Annotated in this window: 24 protein-coding genes; 2 read left to right on the forward strand and 22 right to left on the reverse strand. The window is 59.1% G+C overall.

What is annotated here, in order from left to right:
- Positions 1-49: 49 nt before the first annotated feature.
- The 19 genes from FQ185_RS12325 to FQ185_RS12420 form a co-directional block, all read right to left on the reverse strand.
- Positions 50-925: an SMP-30/gluconolactonase/LRE family protein gene (locus tag FQ185_RS12325; RefSeq protein WP_149417679.1), complete on the reverse strand. Its 876-nt coding sequence runs from the start codon at positions 923-925 to the stop codon at positions 50-52.
- Between the two features lie 130 nt (positions 926-1,055).
- A complete protein-coding gene (locus tag FQ185_RS12330; protein WP_149417680.1) occupies positions 1,056-1,772 on the reverse strand; it encodes a FadR/GntR family transcriptional regulator in 717 nt (238 codons plus the stop codon).
- A 149-nt stretch (positions 1,773-1,921) separates the two neighbouring features.
- Positions 1,922-2,482 (reverse strand): DUF1285 domain-containing protein, encoded by a 561-nt coding sequence (locus FQ185_RS12335; protein WP_149417681.1) that lies wholly within the window; start codon positions 2,480-2,482, stop codon positions 1,922-1,924.
- A 17-nt stretch (positions 2,483-2,499) separates the two neighbouring features.
- The gene (locus FQ185_RS12340; protein ID WP_149417682.1) at positions 2,500-3,105 is read right to left on the reverse strand and encodes a DUF4823 domain-containing protein; all 606 of its coding nucleotides are present in this window, start codon (positions 3,103-3,105) and stop codon (positions 2,500-2,502) included.
- Positions 3,106-3,289: 184 nt separating this feature from the next.
- The gene (locus FQ185_RS12350) at positions 3,290-4,258 is read right to left on the reverse strand and encodes a GTP 3',8-cyclase MoaA (protein WP_149417684.1); all 969 of its coding nucleotides are present in this window, start codon (positions 4,256-4,258) and stop codon (positions 3,290-3,292) included.
- A 139-nt stretch (positions 4,259-4,397) separates the two neighbouring features.
- Entirely contained in the window at positions 4,398-5,036 is a 639-nt protein-coding gene (locus FQ185_RS12355) for a TetR/AcrR family transcriptional regulator (RefSeq protein ID WP_008152317.1), read from the reverse strand.
- 342 nt (positions 5,037-5,378) lie between these two features.
- Positions 5,379-6,164: a TatD family hydrolase gene (locus tag FQ185_RS12360; RefSeq protein ID WP_149417685.1), complete on the reverse strand. Its 786-nt coding sequence runs from the start codon at positions 6,162-6,164 to the stop codon at positions 5,379-5,381.
- A gap of 14 nt (positions 6,165-6,178) precedes the next feature.
- Positions 6,179-6,535, reverse strand: a complete 357-nt coding sequence (locus tag FQ185_RS12365) for a PilZ domain-containing protein (protein ID WP_149417686.1) — start codon at positions 6,533-6,535, stop codon at positions 6,179-6,181.
- Positions 6,536-6,577: 42 nt separating this feature from the next.
- A complete protein-coding gene (locus FQ185_RS12370; protein WP_149417687.1) occupies positions 6,578-7,564 on the reverse strand; it encodes a DNA polymerase III subunit delta' in 987 nt (328 codons plus the stop codon).
- Positions 7,557-8,189, reverse strand: coding sequence for a dTMP kinase (gene tmk, locus FQ185_RS12375; RefSeq protein ID WP_149417688.1), 633 nt, complete (start codon positions 8,187-8,189; stop codon positions 7,557-7,559). The genes FQ185_RS12370 and tmk overlap by 8 nt, the downstream gene beginning before the upstream one ends.
- A 19-nt stretch (positions 8,190-8,208) precedes the next feature.
- On the reverse strand, positions 8,209-9,489 hold the full coding sequence (gene mltG, locus FQ185_RS12380; RefSeq protein WP_149417689.1) for an endolytic transglycosylase MltG: 1,281 nt from the start codon (positions 9,487-9,489) through the stop codon (positions 8,209-8,211).
- Positions 9,490-9,492: 3 nt separating this feature from the next.
- A complete protein-coding gene (gene pabC / locus FQ185_RS12385) occupies positions 9,493-10,308 on the reverse strand; it encodes an aminodeoxychorismate lyase (RefSeq protein WP_149417690.1) in 816 nt (271 codons plus the stop codon).
- Positions 10,308-11,552: a beta-ketoacyl-ACP synthase II gene (gene fabF / locus FQ185_RS12390; RefSeq protein WP_149417691.1), complete on the reverse strand. Its 1,245-nt coding sequence runs from the start codon at positions 11,550-11,552 to the stop codon at positions 10,308-10,310. The genes pabC and fabF overlap by 1 nt, the downstream gene beginning before the upstream one ends.
- Positions 11,553-11,663: 111 nt before the next feature.
- Positions 11,664-11,900: an acyl carrier protein gene (acpP, locus tag FQ185_RS12395; protein WP_003442511.1), complete on the reverse strand. Its 237-nt coding sequence runs from the start codon at positions 11,898-11,900 to the stop codon at positions 11,664-11,666.
- 191 nt (positions 11,901-12,091) lie between these two features.
- Positions 12,092-12,835 carry a 3-oxoacyl-ACP reductase FabG gene (gene fabG, locus FQ185_RS12400; protein WP_149417692.1) on the reverse strand — a complete coding sequence of 248 codons (744 nt, stop codon included), beginning with the start codon at positions 12,833-12,835 and terminating at the stop codon, positions 12,092-12,094.
- A 17-nt stretch (positions 12,836-12,852) separates the two neighbouring features.
- Entirely contained in the window at positions 12,853-13,791 is a 939-nt protein-coding gene (gene fabD, locus FQ185_RS12405) for an ACP S-malonyltransferase (RefSeq protein WP_149417693.1), read from the reverse strand.
- Positions 13,792-13,917: 126 nt separating this feature from the next.
- The gene (plsX, locus tag FQ185_RS12410; RefSeq protein ID WP_149417694.1) at positions 13,918-14,928 is read right to left on the reverse strand and encodes a phosphate acyltransferase PlsX; all 1,011 of its coding nucleotides are present in this window, start codon (positions 14,926-14,928) and stop codon (positions 13,918-13,920) included.
- Positions 14,929-14,932: 4 nt separating this feature from the next.
- Entirely contained in the window at positions 14,933-15,115 is a 183-nt protein-coding gene (gene rpmF, locus FQ185_RS12415; protein ID WP_008152339.1) for a 50S ribosomal protein L32, read from the reverse strand.
- 13 nt (positions 15,116-15,128) lie between these two features.
- Positions 15,129-15,656, reverse strand: a complete 528-nt coding sequence (locus FQ185_RS12420; protein ID WP_004371317.1) for a YceD family protein — start codon at positions 15,654-15,656, stop codon at positions 15,129-15,131.
- 106 nt (positions 15,657-15,762) lie between these two features.
- Between FQ185_RS12420 and FQ185_RS12425 the strand changes: the two genes are divergently transcribed.
- Complete coding sequence (locus FQ185_RS12425; RefSeq protein ID WP_149417695.1) at positions 15,763-16,341, forward strand: nucleoside triphosphate pyrophosphatase; 579 nt, start codon at positions 15,763-15,765, stop codon at positions 16,339-16,341.
- Between the two features lie 61 nt (positions 16,342-16,402).
- Here the strand turns inward: FQ185_RS12425 and sppA are convergent, their stop codons facing one another.
- From sppA to rluC, 3 genes are read right to left on the reverse strand one after another with little or no spacing between them, the layout of a single operon-like run.
- Positions 16,403-17,392 (reverse strand): signal peptide peptidase SppA, encoded by a 990-nt coding sequence (sppA, locus tag FQ185_RS12430; protein WP_149417696.1) that lies wholly within the window; start codon positions 17,390-17,392, stop codon positions 16,403-16,405.
- 24 nt (positions 17,393-17,416) lie between these two features.
- A complete protein-coding gene (locus tag FQ185_RS12435; protein WP_149417697.1) occupies positions 17,417-18,079 on the reverse strand; it encodes an HAD-IA family hydrolase in 663 nt (220 codons plus the stop codon).
- Positions 18,066-19,028 carry a 23S rRNA pseudouridine(955/2504/2580) synthase RluC gene (gene rluC / locus FQ185_RS12440; RefSeq protein WP_149417698.1) on the reverse strand — a complete coding sequence of 321 codons (963 nt, stop codon included), beginning with the start codon at positions 19,026-19,028 and terminating at the stop codon, positions 18,066-18,068. The genes FQ185_RS12435 and rluC overlap by 14 nt, the downstream gene beginning before the upstream one ends.
- Positions 19,029-19,728: 700 nt before the next feature.
- Between rluC and rne the strand changes: the two genes are divergently transcribed.
- Complete coding sequence (gene rne, locus FQ185_RS12445) at positions 19,729-22,923, forward strand: ribonuclease E (RefSeq protein ID WP_149417699.1); 3,195 nt, start codon at positions 19,729-19,731, stop codon at positions 22,921-22,923.
- Positions 22,924-23,152 lie beyond the last annotated feature (229 nt).

Below are 23,152 nucleotides of genomic sequence, written 5' to 3' on the forward strand. Positions count from 1 at the left end.
GACCGCCAAATAATCTCAATATATAATTTTACATCCCATATTTTGGGATTTAACCTGCAAACCGAGTACAGATTTTTCCGGGCACATCCACCCGAATCGATAACACTGCACCGTCCAATGGATGATTCAGCGGGCTCGCGGCACTGGTGATGTACAAGGTTTGCAGGTCTTCGCCGCCGAACACGCAACTGGTGGGACGGCTCACCGGCAGTTCGATCACCCGGTCAACACGACCCTCCGGACTCAGCCGCAGCAGACAGCTGCCGTCCCAACGCGCGTTCCAGATAAAACCTTCGGCATCCATCGCCGAGCCATCCGGGCCGCCGCGCTCGTGGGGTCCGAACCAGATCTGGGCCGGGTCGAGGTTGCCGTCGGTACGAATAAAATGCTGATACAGCGTGCTATCGAGGCTGTCAGCGAAATACACGGTGGTGGCGTCATCGCTCCAGAGCAAGGTATTGGGAATACCCAACCCACGGAGCAACGGCGTGACCCGAGCATCGCGATCGATGCGAAACAGGCCCCCGGAGCGCCGCACGATGGGCAGGTCCTCGCCTTGTTCGCCGATGTTGTTTTGCATGGTGCCCAGCCAGAGGCGGCCCATTGCATCGCAACGGGCTTCGTTGGCGCGATTACCCGGTTGCGGATCGGCGACACAGAGCAAGGTCAGTCGTGGTTCCAGACCGGGCGAACCCAGATCGAGTCGATACACGCCGCTGTTCAATGTCACCAAGGCATCGCCGTTTTCGCAAGGGATGAAGGCGGACACGTGCTCGGGCATCTGCCAGATCTGCACGTTGGCGCCGATCAGCCGCAGCGCCTGTTTACCGGCGATATCAACCCAGTACAGCGCTTGGGTCGGCGCGTCCCAGAACGGACCTTCGCCAAGCTGGGCGCGGTGTTCGGTAACTGCGGTCCACGTCATGAAACCTCCTGCATTGTTCTTGTTTTTATGTGGGAGGGAGCTTGCTTGCGATAGCGGTTTGTCTGGCACATAGATGTTGGATGTGCCGGCCCTATCGCGGGCAAGCCCGCTCCCACAGGATTCTCTGTTGTCAGCTGGCTTTTTTGTCGGCCATGACTTGCGGGTAGAAACGTTTGATGGCCAGGTCGGCGTTATCGATCAGGGTCATGCAGGCCCAGACACCGCGCGCAGCATCCCGGGCTGCGATGGCGTCGGCCATGTCTTTGTGAATCGGTAGCGTGCGGCGCAGTTCGTTCGGGTCGGCGGCGGACACTTCGAAAGACACCGCCAGCAGCGCGCCAAGGGCCGGGACCATTTGTTCGATGAATTGGTTGTGACTGGCAGCGAGGATGCACTCGTGGAAGAACTGGTCGGCGCGGTTGTAATCGATGCCGCTGTCCACTGCCCTTTCCAGTGCGTTGTACGCCTGGAGGATGGCTTGTACCTGTTCGACAGTAGCGCGCTCGCACGCCCAGCGCACGGCCATCGGTTCGATAGTTCGGCGCAGGTCGAGCAAGTCATCGACGAAATTTTCTGGCAGGCCGCTGCGTGACAGCCAGCCTACGACTTGCGGATCAAAGAGATTCCAGCGCCGCACCGGCAACACCCGCGTACCGACTTTGGGGCCGACTTCAAGCATGCCTTTGGCGACCAGGGTTTTGATGGCTTCACGGATGACGGTGCGGCTGACACCGAGTTGCTCGCCGAGGTCTGCCTCTACTTTGAGGGACTCACCCGGCTTCACTTGGCCCGTCGCGATCCAGCAACCCAGCCAATCGACCGTCGACGCATGAAAACTGCTGGACATGGACACCTCGAGGCAGGAACGGCACAAAACCGTTCGCGTTGGATGCCCACGCTAATCATCATACGATTGGGTGTCAATTTGAATTTAGAATGTCCGGTTCACAACAAACAAATGTGAGAGCGGGCTTGCCCGCTCCCACAAGTTATGGGTTACGGCTCGAGGCCGATGGGGAAGAATTCGCCACCGCTCCACACGCCCAGCCAGCGCTGCCCATCGATTTCGCGGCTGACAGCCATCTCCACCAGTTGATAGAACACATTGCGATGGATCAGTGCTTCAAGGTTGGTGCGCACATGCACGTAGGGGGCAGGCTCTTGTGTCACGGGGTCGATCACCACGCGCATGGGGTGATCGGCGCCCGCATCGGCGGTCTCGTCAACGTTGGTGGTGAAGCGCAAGACCTGGGTCTCGCCCTCGCCTTCCACCTCCACGGCAATCGCCACGAACGGCGCATCGTCGACCTTTATGCCAACCTTCTCGACCGGGGTGATGAGGAAGTAATCATCGCCGTCGCGGCGAATGATGGTGGAGAACAGCTTGACCATCGGCTTGCGCCCGATCGGCGTACCCAGGTAATACCAGGTGCCGTCCCGGGCGATGCGCATGTCGATGTCACCGCAGAAGTCGGGATTCCACAGGTGGACCGGCGGCAAGCCTTTGGTTTTGGGGATTTGCCCCAACAGATCGTTGGCTTTTTGCGGGCCACTCATGGCGTTCTCCTTTTTAATTACTGGTCGCTGAGCCCCAGCAAGCTACGAGCGTATTGCTCAAGCGGCGGGCCCATCAGGTCTTCCGGCTTTTTGTCGTGGAACGTCAGTAAACCGCCACGACTCTTGATACGTGCAGTATCAATCAAATACTGGGTGCTGGTCTCGATCAACATGATCTGAATGATGCCGCTGTCGATACCGAGCCGATCCACGGCTTCCTGGTCGAGCCATTCGTCCGAGTTGCCGATACGATCGTCGGACTTGGCGAAGCGGGTATAGAGCAGGTAATGGGCACCGGCGGCGCGGGCTTCGCCCATGGCTTCGTCGAGACCTTCCGGCACGCGGGCGCGGCGCACCATTGGGAAGTATTCGATAAAGCCATCGAAGGCGACTTCAGCGATCACATTAGGTCGCGGATAGGCACTGCCCGGCGGCGCGAAGGCACCCTGGGCGATGTAGACGAATGAGTCCGGTTGAATGCGGAAGTTATTCACGCGACGACTGTCGCTGTGATCCAGCAGCCCCGCATCGCTCATGTGGTAGCGAGTGCCTTCGGCCATATCGCTGACATTCATGCAGCCACCAAGCGCCAAAACGGCCAGCAGCAAAACCAGGCTACGCATCCTACCCTCCAGAGGCCGGTGACGGAAAACCGGCGAATGGCCATTGGATGCAGCTTCCGCGCCAGCTCATGAACGATGTCGTCTGTTCGAACGCAATCGCGGGCAAGCCCGCTCCCACAGGGTTAGTGCAAATCCTTGTGGGAGCGGCGGTGCGACGATTCGACTTGCCCGCGATGAGGCCCTATCAGCCGCCGATGATTTTCATGATGGTCGCGCCACCGGAGAACGCTACTTCCTGCTTATCGCCCAAGGCTTTCACCAAGAGTCTCTGCAAGGCGGGCAAAGCTTGATGACGGGGCTTGTCCAGCAGGTCGCCGACATAGTGGCGGTTGCTCGACGACAGGCAGCCGTGCAACCAGCCAGTGGACGACAAACGAAGGCGCGAACAGGTGCGGCAGAACGGAACGCTCTCGTTGGCGATCACGCCGAAGTGGCCCTGCCCCGGAATTTCATAACGCACGGCGGTGGCGTCTACCGGCGCATCGGCCTGAAGGTACTCGTAGCACTCGCCGATCAGGCTCAGCAATTGCTGAAGGCTGACAAACTGCTGCAGGAAGGCATTGGAGTCGCTGGCCAGATGGCCCATGCGCATCAGCTCGATGAAGCGCAACTCATAGCCTCGCTCCAGACAGTAATCAAGCAGCGGCATCACCTGATCGAGGTTCTGTCCACGCAACGGCACCATGTTGACCTTAATCTTGATGCCGGCCGCACTGGCCTGGTCCATACCGTCGAGTACGGTCGCCAGATCGCCGCCACGGGCAATGCTGCGGAACGCGCTGGCGTCCAGGGTATCGAGGGAAACGTTGATGCGACGAATGCCGGCGTCCACCAGCAGTGGCAGTTTCTTCGCCAGCAGCTGACCATTGGTGGTCAGGCTGATGTCCGCCAGGCCCATCTGCCCGACGGCGGTCATGAAGGCTTCGAGCTTGGGGCTGACCAGCGGTTCGCCGCCGGTAATGCGCAAGCGTTCGATGCCCGCTGCTTCGATCAGATAGGCCACACCGCGAGCCATGGCCTCGGCCGACAATTCATCCTGCGCAGCCACCAGCCGCTTGCCGTTGGGCACGCAATAGGTACACGCGTAATTGCAGGCTGAGGTCAGGCTGATCCGCAAATTGCGAAAACGCCTGCCTTGACGGTCAACGATCATGGATCACTCCGGCGGTAGAATATTCGGACCGCTAAAACTTGACTCACAAATCAAGTTTTAGCAATGCCTAAGCCTGAGTATATTCCTGCAGTACTGCGCCCAGTAGCGAAATAATGGCGCAATAAGGCAACTGAATGGTTCAGCTGCTTGGGGTGTCGGTATCGCGCTTGCGTTTGTTGCCCATGCGCACGCCGATGTCCATCAGAAACTGGAAGAAGCCTTCCTGATCTTCCAGCACATTGCTCCAGAACGGCGAGTGATACAACGCCACAGCGCCGTGCACCAGCGCCCAGGAGGCGCAGTAATGGAAGTAAGGCGGCACGTCTTCGAGCTTGCCTTCGCTGATCCGGCCCTTGATCAACAGGGTCAGGCGTTCGAAGTTCGAGGCGCGAATCTTGTGCAGCTCCTCGACCATTTCCGGCACCTGGTTGCCCTTGACCACCTTTTCTTCCAGGCGATCGAACAGCCGATAGCGTTGTGGATCGCGCATGCGGAATTCGAAATAGGCCCGGGACAGGGCTTCCTTATCCTTGTCGACATCGGCCGAATGCAACAGCTCGTTCAAATCGCGCTCGTAATCAAGCATAAGCCGCAGATAGATCTCGGCCTTGGATTTGAAGTGCTTGTAGATCGTGCCTTTGCCGATACCGACGGCATCAGCAATCATCTCGACGGTGACACTGTCTTCACCTTGGTCGAGGAACAGCTTGAGCGCGGTATCGAGAATTTCTTGCTCGCGGCGACGAAACTCACGGACCTTACGAGGTTCTTTATGCATAAGAAAAGGTCTGTAGGGGTCAAAATTCGAAGCCGCGTATTATGCCTAACTTACGCAAAAATGCACGGATCATCCGACCATATATGTGTTTCATGATGAATTCGGACAGGGTCACCCGTTGATGAGAACTCTTCCGAAGCGGCCGTATTCCAAAATTGTTTAAAAACCGGGGCCGGTAAACTGGACTCGGCGCAATACTGATCAATACTTGAACTGTCGGCGAGGCATCTCCCCCAAGTGTCGCGCCGATATAGGTACCAACGGACCGCGTACCTTTGTTTTACTCCTAATGGTCTTAACCCGGATTCACCCCCCAGAACCCGGGTTTTTTTTGCGTGCGATTTAACCTTTCACATGCGCCAGCGGAAACAGCCGCTTGAAATTTTCCGTCGTCTGCTCGGCAAATCGCTCGTAGGACTCACCCCGCAACATTGCCAGAAATTCCGCAACCTCGCGCACGTACTGAGGCAGGTTCGGCTTGCCGCGATAAGGAATCGGCGCCAGGTATGGCGAATCGGTTTCCACCAGCAAGCGGTCGGCTGGCACTTTACTCGCCACATCGCGCAATGCATCGGCATTGCGAAAAGTGACAATACCCGACAGGGAGATGTAATAGCCCATGTCGAGCGCCGCTTTGGCCATGTCCCAGTCTTCGGTAAAGCAGTGCAGCACGCCCGCGTGAGGCAATGCGGCTTCGCGCAACAGGTTCAACGTATCGGCGCGGGCGCCACGGGTGTGGATAATTACAGGTTTGCCGGTCTGCTGCGCCGCTTGCAGGTGCAGTCGAAAGGAGGCCTGCTGCACCTCTGCCGCTTCCGGCTCGTAGTGATAATCCAGACCGGTTTCACCAATCGCCACTACACGTGGATGGTTGAGTTCGCGCAACAGCCAATCCAGCGCCGGCGCGGCATCCGGCTGCACATCCAGCGGATGCACGCCAACCGAACAGTCGACATCGTCATAACGTTCCGCCAGGGCTTTGACGTCGGCGGCGTTGTCGACGCTGACGCCGATACACAAAAAGTGCCCTACGCCGCGCTGACGGGCCGCATCGAGGGCAGCATCAAGGGAACCGTCGTGGGCGGCGAGGTCGAGGCGATCAAGGTGGCAATGGGAATCTACGAGCATAAAAGGGCTGCAACTTACATCGTATGAGTGGGACGGTCGGATTTCAGGGCTCCGGCCAGATGGGTTTCGATTCGACTGCGCGCGGTGTTGTCGCCTTCGTTGAACTGTACGCCGACCCCGGCGGCCCGGTTGCCCTGCGCCCCTTTAGGGGTAATCCAGGCGACCTTGCCGGCAACCGGAATCTTTTCCGGTTCGTCCATCAGGTTCAGCAGCATGAAGACTTCATCGCCCAACTTGTAGCTCTTGTTGGTCGGGATAAACAGGCCGCCGTTCTTGATGAACGGCATGTACGCCGCGTAAAGCACGGACTTGTCCTTGATGGTCAGGGACAAAATGCCGTTGCGTGGCCCCTGATTGACGGCTTCATTCATGCTGACCTCCACTGCTGATGTTCAGAGTCTAGGCTCAGTCGCTCACTTCTGGATAGGCAAGGATGCCCATTGCACCAGCAGCGCCTCCAGTAACAGCGCCGGATTGAGGTTGGCTTTGCTCATCACCTTCTGACGCTGGGCGAGGATCCAGTCCTGGATGTTCAGGACTTTGTCCTGAGCGGTTTTCTGCGCCAGGTATTGAATGACCTTGCGCATGTCCGTCAATCCCAGCCCTTCTTCGTCCTGGGTCAACTGATAGCGAAGGATCAGGCTCGACCAATCGCAGAACCAGTCGAACAGCAGCAACTGCGGAATGGTTTTCCATTCTTCAGCCAACTGCGTCGGCGATTGCTGTTGCTTGAGCAACTTCTTCACGCCTTCGACTACCAGCGCCCGCTGTTCGCGTACGCCCTGGTTCTGCAACTTGACCGCGGCCAGTGGCGAACCGGCGGCCAGTGTCAGCAGCTCTACGCGTTCGTCTTGCGAACAATCCGGCAACGCCTTCGCCAACCACGCCAGACTCATCGCCTCGCTCGGCAGCGGACAGGCCTGCTGCTGGCAGCGGCTCTTGATCGTCGGCAGCAAACGACTGGTCTGGTGACTGACCAGCAGCAACACGGTATCACCGGACGGTTCTTCAAGACTTTTGAGCAAGGCGTTGGCGGCGTTGACGTTCATCGACTCCGTCGGCTCGATCAGCACCACTTTGCGCCCGCCCATCTGCGCGGTCTGGACCACGAAGCCGACCAGGTCACGAACCTGATCGACCTTGATCGCCTTGTCCGCCTCTTCCGGCTCCAGGATGTAGTTGTCGGGATGACTGCCAGCCTTGAGCAGCAGGCAGGATTTGCATTCGCCGCAAGCATCCCGCGCGGTCGGACGCTGACACAACAAATGCGCCATCAACCGTTCGGCCAGAGCACGTTTGCCGATCCCGGCCGGACCATGCAGCAAATACGCGTGGGCGTGCTGTTTACGGCCCGCCAGTTGCTGCCAGAGGTCGTCCTGCCACGGATAGGCTTCAGCCACGGGTCAACTCCAGTAGACGTGGCAACAGAGCATCCAGAGACAGCTGAACCTGCGCCAATGGCTGAGCGGCATCGACCAGGACGTAACGCGCCGGGTCCGCTTCAGCGCGCTTGAGAAACGCACTGCGCACCGCATCGAAAAAGGTTCGGCCTTCGAGCTCGAAACGGTCCAGGCGACCGCGAGCACTGGCACGGGCCAGCCCCACCTCAACCGGCAGATCGAAGATCAGCGTCAGGTCGGGGCGCAGTTCACCCTGGACGAATGTTTCCAGGGTCGCGATGCGCTCCAGCGACAAGCCGCGACCGCCGCCCTGATAGGCGTAGGTCGAATCGGTGAAGCGATCACACAACACCACCGCGCCACGTGCCAGCGCCGGGCGAATCACCTCGGCCAGGTGCTGGGCTCGCGCAGCGAATACCAGCAGCAACTCGGTGTCCGGGTTCATGATTTCGTCGACCGGCGCCAACAGCACTTCGCGGATCCGCTCGGCCAAAGGCGTACCGCCCGGTTCGCGGGTCAGCAGCACCTCGATACCAGCGGCGCGCAAGCGCTCGGCGAGGTATTCGCGATTGGTGCTCTTGCCGGCGCCTTCCGGGCCTTCCAGAGTAATAAACAAGCCAGTCACAGGCAGTCCTTAATCAGTGTCATTGCGGGCTTTGCGGAGCGGGTGCATCCGGTTTGGGCGCGGGTGCAGCAGCGGGTTCTTGAACGGGCTCTGGAGCGGGCACAGGTTCCGGCTCCGGAGCAGGTGCTTGCGGCGCCTCTTGAGGCGGCACTGGCGGCGACTCCTGAACTGGCTCCTGCGGAGTCACTGGCGGCAAAGCCTCGGGCGCGCTGTCGGGCGATGCAGCCGGAATCGGTGCCTGCCCATTCGTCGCCTCAGGCGCGGTGGCGGGCGCCGGGCTGGAGCGATAATCGGCGCGACGCTTGAGCTGGAACTCACGCACGGCGTTGTTGTGCGCATCCAGATCATCAGAGAACACGTGACTGCCATCACCGCGAGCGACAAAGTAAAGACTGTTGCCCGCTACCGGGTTCAGCGCTGCATGGATCGCTTCACGCCCCACCATCGCTATCGGAGTCGGCGGCAAACCGGCATTCATATACGTGTTGTAAGGAGTCGCTTCCTTGAGATGGGCGCGGGTCAATTTGCCGTTGTAACGACCACCGAGACCGTAGATCACCGTCGGATCGGTCTGCAGCAGCATGCCCATTTCCATGCGCCGCACGAACACGCCGGCAATCTGCCCACGTTCCTGCGGCACACCCGTTTCCTTCTCCACCAGCGAGGCCATGATCAGCGCCTGATAGGGCTCGGTGTACGGCACATCAGCGGCGCGCTGACTCCACTCCTTGGCGAGGACCTCGTCGAGGCGGTCATACGCCAGCTTCAGCAGCTCGACGTCAGACATGCCACGCACGAAGCGGTAGGTGTCGGGGAAGAATCGCCCTTCCGGAAAGATCCCGCTGTGGCCGAGCTTGTCCATCACTTCGCTGTCGCTCAGACCATTCAGGGTCTGATCGAGTTTTTCATCCTTGGCCAGGGCCGCACGGACCTGATGGAAGTTCCAGCCCTCGACCAGCGTCAGGCTGTACTGAACGATGTCGCCGCGCTTCCACAGGTCGATGAGCCCTTCGACAGTCATACCGGGCTGCATGCGGTATTCGCCCTTGTGCAAAGGTTGTCTGGCGAGATTGAAACGCCAATACACACGCAACCAGAAAGCGTCCTTGATGACGCCGTCGGCTTCGAGTCGATAGAAGGTACGGGTGGGTGTCGTGCCTTTGGGCACTTCCAGAAGTTCTTCCTGGGTAATGTTCAGCGGCTGTTCCAACGCCGAATGGATTTTCCAGGCCGAAGCGCCCAGACACAGCCCTGCCAGAACCAATCCGGTTTCCAGCAGCAGCAAGAATTTACGTCTCACGAATCAAGCATCCAGTAGCGCGCGGGCAATGGTTTGGAGTTTACGGGTGAGCGGCCCAACCGGCCAGCTCAGTGCTGCATAGGCGCGCACCGGCCAGACGCCATACACGCTGTTGCAGACAAGCACTTCGTCAGCCCATTGCAGCTGGTCGAGGGTGATATCGGTGATTCGCGTGGGGATCCCCAATGACTCGGCTTGAAACAATAATTCGGCGCGCATCACCCCAGCGACGCCGCAGCGCTTCAAATCAGCCGTGATCAATACGCCATCGCGAATCAGGAACAGATTGCTGAAAATGCCTTCGATCACGCGACCGGCCTGATCGAGCATCAAGCCTTCGGCATGATCGCTGTCTTGCCATTCGGAACGGGCAATGACCTGCTCAAGTCGGTTCAGGTGTTTGAGCCCGGCGAGCAGAGGCTGTTTGGCAAGCCGCGTCGTACAAGGGAACAGACGAATACCCTGCTCCGCATTGGCAGCAGGATAAGCCGCAGGCGGGTTGCCCAGCATAATGCGGCGCGCCTGAGCCGCAGGATCGGGCGCATAACCGCGTGCACTATCGCCACGGGTGACGATCAGCTTGAGCACGCCGTCGCCCAACGCTTGGGCATAGGCCAGTAACTCAGTGCACATCGCGGCATGGTCGAGATGAATTGCCAACCGCTGGCAACCTTTGACCAAACGCACCAGATGCCGATCCAGCAACACTGGACTGCCATTACGCACGGCGATGGTCTCGAACAGACCATCACCGTAAGCCAGGCCGCGATCCTTCAGCGACAAAGCGTCAGCCGGTTGACCGTCGACCCAGCTGTCCATCAGTCAGCGAACCGGCGGAACACCAGCGAGCCGTTGGTGCCGCCAAACCCGAAGGAGTTGGACAGCACCACATCGATATCCATATTTCGCGCGGTGTGTGGCACGAAATCGAGGTCGCAGCCTTCGTCCGGCTCATCGAGGTTGATGGTCGGCGGCGCCACTTGGCTGTTGATCGCCAGCACACTGAAGATCGCCTCGACAGCGCCCGCCGCACCCAACAGGTGACCGGTCATGGACTTGGTCGAGCTGACCGCCAGCTTGTAAGCGTGATCGCCGAATACCGACTTGATCGCACAGGCTTCAGCGAGGTCGCCCGCCGAAGTCGATGTGCCGTGGGCGTTGACGTACTGGACCTGATCACCATTGATCTTCGCATCGCGCAAAGCGTTGGTGATGCAACGTGCAGCGCCGGCGCCATCGGCGGGTGGCGAGGTCATGTGGTAGGCATCGCCACTGGTGCCGAAACCGATCAGCTCGGCGTAGATGGTCGCGCCTCGGGCCTTGGCGTGCTCCAGTTCTTCAAGAACCAGCGCGCCGGCACCGTCGGACAATACGAAGCCATCACGGCCCTTGTCCCATGGACGACTGGCACGGGTTGGCTCGTCGTTGCGGGTCGACAGCGCGCGGGAGGCACCGAAGCCGCCCATGCCCAGACCGCAAGCCGCCATCTCGGCGCCGCCTGCGATCATCACGTCGGCTTCGTCGTACATGATGTTGCGTGCCGCCATGCCGATGCAGTGCGTACCGGTGGTACAGGCAGTGGCGATGGCGTAGTTAGGCCCCTGTGCACCCAAATGGATGGACAGGAAACCGGAAATCATATTGATGATCGAGCCAGGCACGAAGAACGGAGAGATCCGGCGTGGGCCGGAATCATGCAGCGTGCGGCTGGTTTCTTCGATATTGGTCAGACCGCCAATACCCGAACCCATGGCCACGCCGATGCGCTCACGGTTTGCGTCGGTGACTTCCAGACCGGAGTTACGTATTGCCTGAAACCCTGCGGCCAGACCGTACTGAATGAACAGGTCGAGCTTGCGAGCTTCCTTGACCGACAGATATTCCTCGACATTGAAGCCCTTTACCGAGCCGCCAAAACGGGTGGAATAGGCAGAAAGGTCGGTGTGTTCGATCAGACCAATGCCACTGCGGCCAGCCAGAATGCCCTGCCAGCTGCTTGGCACATCAGTGCCCAGTGGCGACAACATACCCATACCGGTGACTACGACGCGTCTACGCGACACAGCACTCTCCTTTTTCAAATGACGACGACTTTGCATCAGGCCTAAAGAAAAAACCGCACGCCGTGATGGCAGTGCGGTTTTTCCATGACAGCAAGCAACGATTACAAGCTATTAAGCCTGGTGGTTAGTAACGTAATCGATTGCAGCTTGTACAGTAGTGATCTTCTCAGCTTCTTCGTCAGGGATTTCGGTCTCGAATTCCTCTTCCAGAGCCATCACCAGCTCAACGGTGTCAAGGGAGTCGGCACCCAGGTCTTCAACGAAGGAAGCAGTGTTGACCACTTCTTCTTCTTTAACGCCCAGTTGCTCAGCAACGATTTTCTTGACGCGCTCTTCGATGGTGCTCATACCTTGTTTTCACTCCTAATGGACAAATTCAGGCAGCTGGCCAGTGGGTAAGTGTATAGAAAGACTTTTCAGTTTTTCAACTGAAAGCTTCACTCCTCAAACCCGGTGGCCCTCTGCCTATAAATAGATTGCAGCTTTATAACGGATTTTAGACAGCTCGTATGACATTTTTTTGAAGCAACCCGTCACATTTAACTCATGTACATCCCGCCGTTCACCGGGATTGTAGCCCCAGTAACGTAAGCCGCACCGTCGGATGCAAGAAAAGCGACCACAGACGCGATCTCTTGTGCTTGCCCCAGACGGCCCAGCGGAATCTGTGTCACCAAGCCTTCACGCTGCGACTCAGGCAATTCGCGGGTCATATCGGTATCGATGAACCCTGGGGCCACCGAGTTTACCGTAATCGAACGCGAACCGACTTCACGCGCCAGCGCACGGCTGAAACCTTCCAGACCGGCCTTGGCGGCTGCGTAGTTTACTTGGCCTGCGTTGCCCATGGCACCCACAACCGAGCCAATACTGATAATTCGTCCCCAACGGGCTTTGGTCATACCGCGCAAAACGCCTTTGGACAAGCGGAACAGACTGTTCAGGTTGGTATCGACGACGTCATGCCATTCGTCATCTTTCATGCGCATCATCAGGTTATCGCGGGTGATACCGGCATTATTGACCAGGATCGCCGGCGCACCGAACTCTGCCGTAATGCTCGCCAACACTGCAGCAACCGATTCGTCGCTGGTGACATTAAGCTCCAGACCAGTACCTTGAATACCGTTTTCCTTCAGGGTTGCAGCGATGCGCTCGGCACCCGAAGCGGAGGTCGCGGTGCCCACAACGATGGCACCCTGACGACCCAGTTCCAGGGCGATAGCCTGGCCGATACCGCGGCTCGCACCGGTGACCAGTGCAACTTTACCTTGCAGACTCATGCAAGTTTTCTCCTGATTCAGGCCAGCGCTGCACGGGCGGCAGCGAAAGCGTCTGGGGTATTGAGGTTGGATGTCGACACGCCTTCGGCGCAGCGTTTATTCAGACCGGCCAGCACTTTGCCAGGGCCGCACTCGACCAACTGGGTAGCGCCCTTGGCGGCCAGCGCCTGGACCGATTCGACCCAGCGTACGGGCTTGTAGAGCTGTTCAAGCAGATCGCGCTTGAGAGTTTCCAGATCGGCCGGCACGTTGGCGCTGACGTTCTGTACCACAGGAATCTGCGGCGCCTGCCAGTCGATCGCGGCGATCGACTCCGCGAAACGCTCTGCCGCCGGACGCATCAGTTCGCAGTGGGACGGCACACTGACCGGCAATGACATGGCGCGCTTGGCACCACGAGCCTTGCAGCCTTCAATGGCGCGCTCGACCGCAGCCTTGGCACCGGCGATAACCACCTGGCCCGGGGAGTTAAAGTTGACCGCACTCACCACTTCTCCTTGTGCTGCTTCGGCACAGGCTGCCAGCACGTCGGCATCTTCCAGACCGAGGATAGCGGCCATGCCGCCCTGCCCCGCCGGAACGGCTTCTTGCATCAACTGACCACGGCGCTCAACCAGCTTCACCGCGTCGCCCAGGCTCAGGCTGCCCGCAGCAACAAGGGCGCTGTATTCGCCCAGGCTGTGACCGGCAACGTAAGCCGGACGCGCGCCGCCTTCAGCCAGCCACAGACGCCACAAGGCGATCGAGGCGGTCAGAATGGCAGGCTGGGTTTTATCGGTTTGATTGAGTTGCTCTTCCGGCCCTTGCTGGGTCAGTGCCCACAGGTCGTAACCCAGAGCATCGGAAGCTTCTTTGAATGTTTCGAGGACTACCGGATGTTGCGCGCCCAACTCGGCCAACATGCCGAGGGACTGCGAACCCTGTCCTGGAAAGACGAATGCGAGGGAAGCAGACATGTAACAAGCCCCTAATGATCTTGTCGTCGGAGAATTTGACGCCCCGTTTAGGGGGCGCAAGAAACTGACAGTTGGATGGCCAATTGAACTGAGCGGTCACATTTAAGCATTGTCCGACGAAAACGCCTAAAGCAACAAATCCTCCAGACGCCCGTGAATCCGTTCCGGCAGGTTTTCCTGAATTTCGATCAACGCACGGGAAATTGCACTCTGAAACCCCTGAACCCCAGCGGAACCGTGGCTTTTCACCACAATTCCCTGCAAACCCAGGAAACTTGCGCCGTTATGTCGCGCAGGTGCCAGCTCCGCTTGCAGACGCTTCATCAGCGGCAGCGCCAGCGCACCGACCATTTTCGACGCGAGATTTTTCCTGAACAAGGCTTCGATACGCCCGGCGATCATGGTCGCCAGGCCTTCGCTGGACTTGAGCAGGATATTGCCGACAAAGCCGTCACACACCACCACATCCGCCTCGCCACGGTACAAACCGTCACCTTCGACAAAACCGATGTAGTTGATACCACGGGCACTTTGCAACAATGTTGCAGCGAGTTTGACCTGCTGATTGCCCTTGATGTCTTCGGTACCGATGTTCAACAACGCCACTCGCGGACGCACGATGCCCAGGGTTTCTGCAGCGACCGACCCCATCACCGCGAACTGCAACAAGTGCTCGGCACTGCAATCGACATTGGCGCCGAGGTCGAGCAACTGGCAGTAACCCTTCTGCGTCGGAATCGCCGCGACCATGGCCGGCCGATCAATGCCCGGCAAAGTCTTGAGGACAAACCGCGACAACGCCATCAGCGCACCGGTATTGCCGGCACTCACGCAGGCCTGTGCCTTGCCATCGCGCAACAACTCGAGCGCCACGCGCATCGACGAATCAGGCTTGCCACGCAGGGCCTGGGCAGGCTTTTCGTCCATCGTTATGACTTCAGACGCCGGCACGATCGACAGGCGCGCGCGATCCACAGCCGATTGGCCAGAGAGCAATTCTTCAAGAAGAGAGGGTTGACCGACGAGGGTCAGGTGCAGCGAGGGCGTAGCAGACAGACAAGCAAGGCTGGCCTGAACAATGCTGCGGGGACCGAAGTCCCCGCCCATTGCGTCAATCGCGATGACTTGAGCAGACAAGTGATTACTCGTCAGCGCCCTTGTCGATCACTTTACGGCCACGGTATACGCCTTCTGGCGATACGTGGTGACGCAGGTGAATTTCACCGGTGGTTTTTTCTACAGACAGAGTGCTTGCCGTCAGGGCGTCGTGCGAACGACGCATGTCACGGGCAGAGCGGGATTTTTTGTTCTGCTGAACAGCCATAATTGATTAACTCCTAAACGTTTGGGTCACGCTTTAACTGCGCCAATACACTGAACGGGTTGGACCGCGTTACCTCGTCCTCGCTCGGTTCGGGCTCATCGAGACCCGCCGGCTGCTGGCATTCTTCCGGATGATGAGCAGGCACAATGGGCAAGGCGAGCAGAAGCTCCTCCTCGATCAGTGACTGCAGATCCAATGGATCTTCGCCCAGTTCCAGCACGTCATAACCTTTCGGCAACGACTGGGTATTCGCACCCTCCTTCACCACAGCATAACTGCATTCGCTATGGATCGGCAGGGTGACCAGCTCAAGACAACGCTGGCAAACCATTTTGACTTCGGTGTCGATAAAGCTGTGGATTACCACAGACTTACGTTCATCTCGTTCAAAAACGAATTTAGCCTGCACCGTACCGACAGTGTCGGAAAGCGGGTCGCAGAGTCTCTCCAAATCGGCCAGCAGCAGTTCACCTTGAAGGGTGGTGCCACGATCAGCCAATTTGCGCGGGTCAACGTGAGGTGGAATCGGGTCATTCAACATAGGCGCAGCATTATAGGGATGCACCCAGCCATGTCAAAGGAAATTCAGCCCTGTCCGTCACTTGCAAGCCTCCGCTAGAATTCGCGCCTGTCTTCTGGAGATGCGCATGCTGCCTTTATTACTCGCTTCAAGCTCGGTTTATCGCCGGGAATTGCTGGCCCGCTTGCAGCTGCCGTTTACCTGCAGCTCGCCGGATATCGACGAAAGCCATCGTCCGAATGAGTCCGCCATTGAGCTGGTCAAGCGGCTCGCTGAGGAAAAGGCCCGCGCACTGGCTCACAGCCACACCGCTCATCTGATTATCGGCTCCGACCAGGTTGCGGCGCTCGGCGACCGGATTATCGGCAAACCCCACACGTTCGAAAAGGCTCGCGAGCAGTTGCTGGCCGCAAGCGGCGCCAGCGTGACCTTCCTCACCGGCCTCGCGCTGCTCAACAGCCAGACCGGGCACTGCCAAGTCGACTGCGTGCCGTTCACCGTACACATGCGCACGCTCGATCAAGCGCGCATCGAACGCTACCTGCGCGCCGAACAGCCCTACGACTGCGCCGGCAGCTTCAAAGCCGAAGGTTTGGGGGTGAGCCTGTTTCAAAGCACCGAAGGCCCTGACGCCACCAGCCTGATCGGCCTGCCATTGATTCGCCTGGTGGACATGTTGCTGGCCGAGGGCGTGCAGATCCCCTGAAGACAAAAAACCGGCCACGAAGGCAGGCCACGAAGGCCGGTTTCCGATGCAACCAGGAGAATCAGCGCAACGAAGGCCCCTGGAATCCCATCCACATCGCCAGATGCTCAGCCACGCTGGCGCCGAGTTTTTTCGAGAAGCGATCGAACGGCGATTCCTGAACAGTGAAGTCCACCAGCTCTTTCTCGCCGATCACATCACGCGCCACCGAACTTGCGTTGCCCAGACCATCAATCAGACCCAGAGGCAGCGCCTGCTCGCCAGACCAGACCAGCCCGGAGAACAGTTCCGGATGCTCCTTGTCCTTGAGGCGGTCGCCACGGCCCTTCTTCACGCTGCTGATGAACTGCTGGTGCGTCGTATCCAGCACACCCTGCCAGAACTGAGTCTCCTCAGGTTTCTGCGGCTGGAACGGATCGAGAAACGACTTGTGCTCGCCAGAAGTGTACGTACGACGCTCGACACCCAGTTTCTCCATGGTGCCGACAAAACCATAACCGGCCGCCGTCACACCAATCGAACCCACCAGGCTCGCCTTGTCGGCGTAGATCTGATCCGCCGCACTGGCGATGTAATAAGCACCGGAAGCCCCCAGGTCCGAGATCACCGCGTAAACCTTGGTGTCCGGATGCAGGCCACGCAATCGGCGAATTTCGTCATAGACGTAACCCGACTGCACCGGACTGCCGCCCGGGCTATTGATGCGCAGGATGACGCCTTTGACCTTCTCATCCTCGAACGCTGCACGCAGGCTGCCGACGATGTTGTCAGCGCTGGCAGGCTCCTTGTCGGCGATCATGCCGGTCACATCGATCAGCGCGGTGTACTTACCACTGAGGGTGGCAGCTTTTTCCATGTCCATCAGCGGAGTGAACAGGATCAACGCGCCAATCAGGTACACAAAGGTCAGCAGCTTGAAGAAAATCCCCCAGCGGCGAGACCGGCGCTGCTCCTGCACGCTGGCCAACAGGGTCTTTTCCAGCAGCTTCCAGCTTTTCTCGTCACCGCTCTCTGCGCTCGCCTTGGCGGGCGCTTTCCATTCGTCGGTCATGACATCTACCCCAGCAAAAACCTATTAAGCCCGCTGACTCAGCCAGGCATGCAATTCTGAAAAACGATCAATGGCCAGTATCGGCTCGAATAATTTCAACGCTTCGATCGATTGCGCGCCATAGCTGACGGCCACCGAATCCATGCCGGCATTGCGCGCCATCTGCAAGTCAAAGGACGAATCGCCCACCATCAGCGCCTGCTCCGGGCGAACCTCGCAGTGAGTGAGGATCTGCTCAAGCATCAGCGGATGGGGTTTGCTGGCGGTCTCGTCAGCCGCGCGGGTGATATCGAAATAATCTTCCCAACCATGAGACTTCAGCACCCGATCCAGCCCGCGACGAGCCTTGCCGGTCGCGACCGCCAAGCGATAACCCTGGGCACGAAACGCCTCCATCGACTCGACCACACCCTCGAACAGCGGCGAAGGCACAGCCTCTGACGCAATGTAGTGATCAGCATAGTGCTCGCGAAAGGCAATCAGCTCGGCATCGCCAATCTCGGGATACAAGGTACGAATCGCTTCCGGCAAGCCCAGGCCGATGATGCCCTTGACGGCAAAATCATCGCGCAACTCAAACCCGGAGCGCTCGGACGCGACATGCATCGCCTCGACAATCCGACCAATGGAATCGGCCAATGTGCCGTCCCAATCAAAGATCAGCAGCTTGTAATCAGATGGGTGCACTCAATCGCTCCACGGTTTTGGCCCACATCTCGTCGACTGGCGCCTGCAACTTGAGCTCGCCGCCATCAGGCAGCGGCACGGTCAACATGTAGGCGTGCAGGAACAGGCGCTTGCCGCCCAGGTCACGAATCTCTTTGCTGAAGCCTTCGTCGCCGTACTTGGCGTCGCCAGCGATGCTGTGCCCGGCATGCAAGGTGTGGACACGGATCTGGTGAGTCCGGCCGGTGATCGGCTTGGCTTCGATCAGAGTGGCAAAGTCGCCGAATCGACGCAGGACCTTGAACACGGTCACAGACTCCTTGCCCTCCTCCTCGTCGACCTCGACCATGCGCTCGCCGGAGCGCAGATTGCTTTTGCCCAGCGACGCACGGACTTGCTTGATCGACGCCGCCCAGTTACCACGAACCAGCGCCATATAGCGCTTGTCGACGCCATCGCCGCGCAATGCCGTGTGCAAGTGGCGCAACATGCTGCGCTTCTTGGCGATCATCAACAGGCCGGAGGTATCCCGGTCGAGCCGGTGAACCAGTTCGAGCTCCTTGCAATCCGGACGCAACTGACGAAAGGCTTCGATCACCCCGTAAGTCAAGCCACTGCCGCCGTGAACCGCGATACCGCAAGGCTTGTTGATCACGATCAGCGCCTTGTCTTCGAAAACAATCGAGGCTTCGAGGCGCTGGAGCAGGCCTTGTGCCAGCGGCACCGGCTCGTCGCGCTCAGGCACGCGAACCGGCGGCACGCGCACGATATCGCCGGCCTGCAGCTTGTATTCGGGCTTGATCCGACCTTTGTTCACCCGCACTTCGCCTTTGCGCAAAATGCGATAAATCAAGGTCTTGGGCACGCCTTTGAGCCGAGCGAGAAGGAAGTTATCAATACGTTGGCCGGCATATTCCGGCGAGACCTCCAGCAGTTGTACGGCTGGGGTCGAAGGGGCAGTAGTCGTCATGGTGCGGATGATAACAATTTTTTATGGAATTGAAGCACTTAATCATTGCTGCTATAGTCGCGAACGCCGCCAAAAGTGGCCTGGACAGCGGACTAACGGTCAAAAACCGGCCCTGACCAACGCAATTCACGAGGACGAGAGGCCGTCCTACGGGGCTTTCGCTACGTAACGGTAGAGTTTGCAGTTGTAACGAGCGCAGGTGACATGAGGCCTGAAGCATGCCGCAAAGCAGAGTTTTCACTCGCCTTGCGAGCAAATATTCACGGCCAGTTCACAAAGTGCAGTCAGCTACGAACGACCCCGAGCGAACGCTTCGGAAACAACGCCTAAATTAGCCATGATGCGTGACTTCCCCTTTCGGAGCTCACGGTAAATGCCAACCCGCTGCGGATTCTGCGCGCGGCAGCACCCGAATTATCAGGGATACGTGTAGGGTGGAGATGCACAACCGCTGGACTGTGTAGCAATAGGCTTTATCAAGACGCTTCATCTCGTCCACAGCCGCTGGTTGATTCCTCCTCCTGACTGAGTGCTTAAGTAGCCACAGCAAGCAGGACGCGTACGTCGCGACGTTGGCCCACATTGGCCGCCATCGCTAGACACTGGAGTGTCCAACCACTCCTGACGCACCTGACACCGACCATGAGAAGTCGTGTGTGCCGAACGCCGTTTCCGGCAGCCCGGAAACCGACGGTACTACATGAAAAGAATGCTGATTAACGCAACCCAACCCGAAGAGTTGCGTGTTGCACTGGTAGATGGCCAGCGCCTCTACGACCTGGACATCGAATCCGGTGCACGCGAGCAGAAAAAGGCCAACATCTATAAAGGCCGGATTACTCGCATCGAACCAAGCCTTGAGGCTGCCTTTGTCGATTTCGGCTCTGAGCGCCACGGCTTCCTGCCCCTCAAAGAAATCTCCCGCGAATACTTCAAGAAAGCCCCCGAAGGCCGCGTCAACATCAAGGACGTCCTGAGCGAAGGCCAGGAAGTTATCGTTCAGGTCGAAAAAGAAGAACGTGGCAACAAGGGCGCAGCCCTGACCACCTTCATCAGCCTGGCCGGTCGTTACCTGGTTCTGATGCCGAACAACCCGCGTGCCGGCGGTATCTCCCGTCGCATCGAAGGTGAAGAGCGCAACGAACTGCGTGAAGCCCTGAACGGCCTGGTTGCCCCGGCTGACATGGGTCTGATCGTTCGCACTGCCGGCCTGGGCCGCAGCAGCGAAGAAATGCAGTGGGACCTCGACTACCTGCTGCAACTGTGGACCGCTATCAAAGAAGCCTCGCTGGATCGCTCCGCGCCGTTCCTGATCTACCAGGAAAGCAACGTGATCATCCGCGCCATCCGCGATTACCTGCGCCAGGACATCGGTGAAGTGCTGATCGACAGCGTTGAAGCCCAGGACGAAGCCTTGACCTTCATCCGCCAGGTGATGCCGCAGTACGCCAGCAAGATCAAGCTTTACGAAGACAGCGTTCCGCTGTTCAACCGTTTCCAGATCGAAAGTCAGATCGAGACCGCTTTCCAGCGCGTCGTTGAATTGCCTTCCGGTGGTTCCATCGTTATCGATCCGACCGAAGCCCTGGTGTCCATCGACATCAACTCGGCGCGCGCCACCAAAGGCAGCGACATCGAAGAAACCGCTCTGCAGACCAACCTTGAAGCCGCCGAAGAAATCGCCCGTCAGTTGCGCTTGCGCGACATCGGCGGCCTGATCGTCATCGACTTCATCGACATGACCCCTGCCAAGAACCAGCGCGCCGTGGAAGAAAAAGTCCGCGAATGCCTGGAAGCCGACCGCGCTCGCGTGCAAGTCGGTCGCATCTCGCGCTTCGGCCTGCTGGAAATGTCCCGTCAGCGCCTGCGTCCATCGCTGGGCGAAAGCAGCGGCATCGTTTGCCCGCGTTGCAACGGCACCGGCATCATCCGTGACGTTGAATCGCTGTCGCTGGCGATCCTGCGCCTGATCGAAGAAGAAGCACTGAAAGACCGCACAGCCGAAGTTCGCGCCCAAGTGCCGATCCCGGTCGCCGCGTTCCTGCTCAACGAAAAACGCAACTCGATCACCAAGATCGAACTGCGCACCCGTGCCCGCATCGTCATTCTGCCGAACGATCACCTCGAAACGCCGCACTTCGAAGTTCAGCGTCTGCGCGATGACAGCCCGGAAGCCGCGGTCGGCCAGTCCAGTTACGAAATCGCTGCTGCCGCTGCCGAAGTCGAAGAAGTCCAGCCAGCCGCTGCGACCCGCACCCTGGTTCGCCAGGAAGCCGCGGTCAAGACGGCTCCGGCCCGCGCCAACGCACCGGTTCCGACCGAAGTCGTCGCTGCCGCACCTGTTGCCGCACCGGCCGCCGCGCCAGAGCCAAGCCTGTTCAAAGGCCTGGTGAAGTCGCTGGTCAGCCTGTTCGCGACCAAAGAAGAGCCTGCTGCGCCGGTTGTAGTTGAAAAACCAGCCACCGAGCGTCCGGCCCGTAACGAAGAGCGTCGCAACGGTCGTCAGCAGAGCCGCAACCGTAACGGTCGCCGCGATGAAGAGCGCAAACCTCGTGAGGAACGTGCACCGCGTGAAGAACGCGCACCTCGTGAGCCACGCGAAGCCCGCGAAGAAGCTCCAGCCGTTGCCCAGGAACGCGCTCCGCGTGAAGAGCGCGCACCTCGCGCACCTCGTGAAGAACGTGCACCGCGCGCACCTCGCGAAGATCGCAAGCCACGTGGCGATCGTGAAGAGCGTCCGGTTCGTGAACTGCGCGAGCCACTGGATGCCGCTCCGGCTGCTACTGCTACTGCTACCGCTGAAGAGCGTCCAGCCCGTCAGCCACGTGAAGAACGTGCTCCACGCCCACCGCGTGAAGAACGTCAGCCGCGTGCCGAGCAGGCTGTTGCTGCTGTAGCCGAAGAAGAACTGCTGACCAGCGAAGAGCAACTGCAGGAAGACGGTCAGGAAGGCGCCGAAGGCGATCGTCCACGCCGTCGCTCCCGTGGCCAGCGTCGTCGCAGCAACCGTCGCGAGCGTCAACGTGATGCCAACGGCAACGTGATCGAAGGTTCGGAAGAATCCGAGTCCGCCGAAGGTAGCGAAACCAGTGAAACGCCTAGCGCTGCCGATCTGGCCGCCGGCCTGGCTGTTACCGCAGCCGTTGCCAGCACCGTGATCAGCGCTCCTGCTGAAGCACAAGCCAATGAGCAAGCCGAACGCGCTACTGCCGCCACTCTGGAAACTGCTCCAGTAGAAGCGCCGGTTGTTGAAGCAACCACGCCGGTAGAGGCCACCGCTTCTCCGGAAATCGAAGTGGCCCCGGTTCGTGAAGAACAGCCTGTGTTTGAAGCTGCCGCCGAACCAGTGGTTGCTGCAGAACCGGTTGTCGAAACAGCCTCCGAAACAGTGACCGAAGCTGTCCGTGAAGCTCGCGAAGAGCAAACCGCGTTCAACTGGGTTGCCGAGCCAGTAGCCGCCGAAGCTCCAGCACCAATCGCTGAAGCCCCGGTTGCTGAAGCGATGATCTCCGAGCCAGTGGTTGCCGCTGCCGAGCCTGCTCCGGCGGTCGAAGCACCGGTTGTCGCCGAAGTGGCTGCACCGGAAGCGGAAGTCGCCCCTGTCAGCGCCCTGACGCCAAGTGGCCGTGCCCCGAACGACCCACGTGAAGTCCGTCGTCGCAAGCGTGAAGCCGAGCGCCTGCAGAAGGAAGCCGAACTGGCTGCCGTTGCTGCTCCGGTTGAAGCGGTTGAAGCGGCAGAGCCTGCACCGGTTGTTGCTGAAGTGGTCGAAGCGGCGCCTGCTGCTGAACCTGTTGAATCGGCAATCGACGAAGCGCCGCGTTCTGTTCAGGAAGCGGTAGAGCAACACGAACAAGCCCTGGAAAAAGAGCACGAGCCTAAACCCCTCGTCTGATTCCATCGGCCACTAAAAAGCCCCGCCTGGTGATCCAGGCGGGGCTTTTTTTATGTCGGCGGCTAGACAGTAGACCGCGTTATCGTTCTTCGCGGGCAAGCCTGAACTGGCCTAATAATTCCGGACACCTCTTAAGGGCGATATGATTTCGCCAATTTGGAGGTTCCATGAAAGAAAGAAGAGTCTTTTCCCGCGAGTTCAAACATCGTGCAGCCAGCATGGTGATTGA

This window comes from Pseudomonas sp. ANT_H12B, from assembly GCF_008369325.1.
Classification (GTDB): Bacteria; Pseudomonadota; Gammaproteobacteria; order Pseudomonadales; family Pseudomonadaceae; genus Aquipseudomonas.

Excerpts from the sequence above, each read along its gene's own strand:
- FQ185_RS12325 (WP_149417679.1), bottom strand. The coding sequence starts at position 925 with ATGACGTGGACCGCAGTTACCGAACACCGCGCCCAGCTTGGCGAAGGT.
- FQ185_RS12330 (WP_149417680.1), bottom strand. The coding sequence starts at position 1,772 with ATGTCCAGCAGTTTTCATGCGTCGACGGTCGATTGGCTGGGTTGCTGG.
- FQ185_RS12335 (WP_149417681.1), bottom strand. The coding sequence starts at position 2,482 with ATGAGTGGCCCGCAAAAAGCCAACGATCTGTTGGGGCAAATCCCCAAA.
- FQ185_RS12340 (WP_149417682.1), bottom strand. The coding sequence starts at position 3,105 with ATGCGTAGCCTGGTTTTGCTGCTGGCCGTTTTGGCGCTTGGTGGCTGC.
- FQ185_RS12350 (WP_149417684.1), bottom strand. The coding sequence starts at position 4,258 with ATGATCGTTGACCGTCAAGGCAGGCGTTTTCGCAATTTGCGGATCAGC.
- FQ185_RS12355 (WP_008152317.1), bottom strand. The coding sequence starts at position 5,036 with ATGCATAAAGAACCTCGTAAGGTCCGTGAGTTTCGTCGCCGCGAGCAA.
- FQ185_RS12360 (WP_149417685.1), bottom strand. The coding sequence starts at position 6,164 with ATGCTCGTAGATTCCCATTGCCACCTTGATCGCCTCGACCTCGCCGCC.
- FQ185_RS12365 (WP_149417686.1), bottom strand. The coding sequence starts at position 6,535 with ATGAATGAAGCCGTCAATCAGGGGCCACGCAACGGCATTTTGTCCCTG.
- pabC (WP_149417690.1), bottom strand. The coding sequence starts at position 10,308 with ATGGACAGCTGGGTCGACGGTCAACCGGCTGACGCTTTGTCGCTGAAG.
- acpP (WP_003442511.1), bottom strand. The coding sequence starts at position 11,900 with ATGAGCACCATCGAAGAGCGCGTCAAGAAAATCGTTGCTGAGCAACTG.
- fabG (WP_149417692.1), bottom strand. The coding sequence starts at position 12,835 with ATGAGTCTGCAAGGTAAAGTTGCACTGGTCACCGGTGCGAGCCGCGGT.
- fabD (WP_149417693.1), bottom strand. The coding sequence starts at position 13,791 with ATGTCTGCTTCCCTCGCATTCGTCTTTCCAGGACAGGGTTCGCAGTCC.
- rpmF (WP_008152339.1), bottom strand. The coding sequence starts at position 15,115 with ATGGCTGTTCAGCAGAACAAAAAATCCCGCTCTGCCCGTGACATGCGT.
- FQ185_RS12420 (WP_004371317.1), bottom strand. The coding sequence starts at position 15,656 with ATGTTGAATGACCCGATTCCACCTCACGTTGACCCGCGCAAATTGGCT.
- FQ185_RS12425 (WP_149417695.1), top strand. The coding sequence starts at position 15,763 with ATGCTGCCTTTATTACTCGCTTCAAGCTCGGTTTATCGCCGGGAATTG.
- sppA (WP_149417696.1), bottom strand. The coding sequence starts at position 17,392 with ATGACCGACGAATGGAAAGCGCCCGCCAAGGCGAGCGCAGAGAGCGGT.
- rluC (WP_149417698.1), bottom strand. The coding sequence starts at position 19,028 with ATGACGACTACTGCCCCTTCGACCCCAGCCGTACAACTGCTGGAGGTC.
- rne (WP_149417699.1), top strand. The coding sequence starts at position 19,729 with ATGAAAAGAATGCTGATTAACGCAACCCAACCCGAAGAGTTGCGTGTT.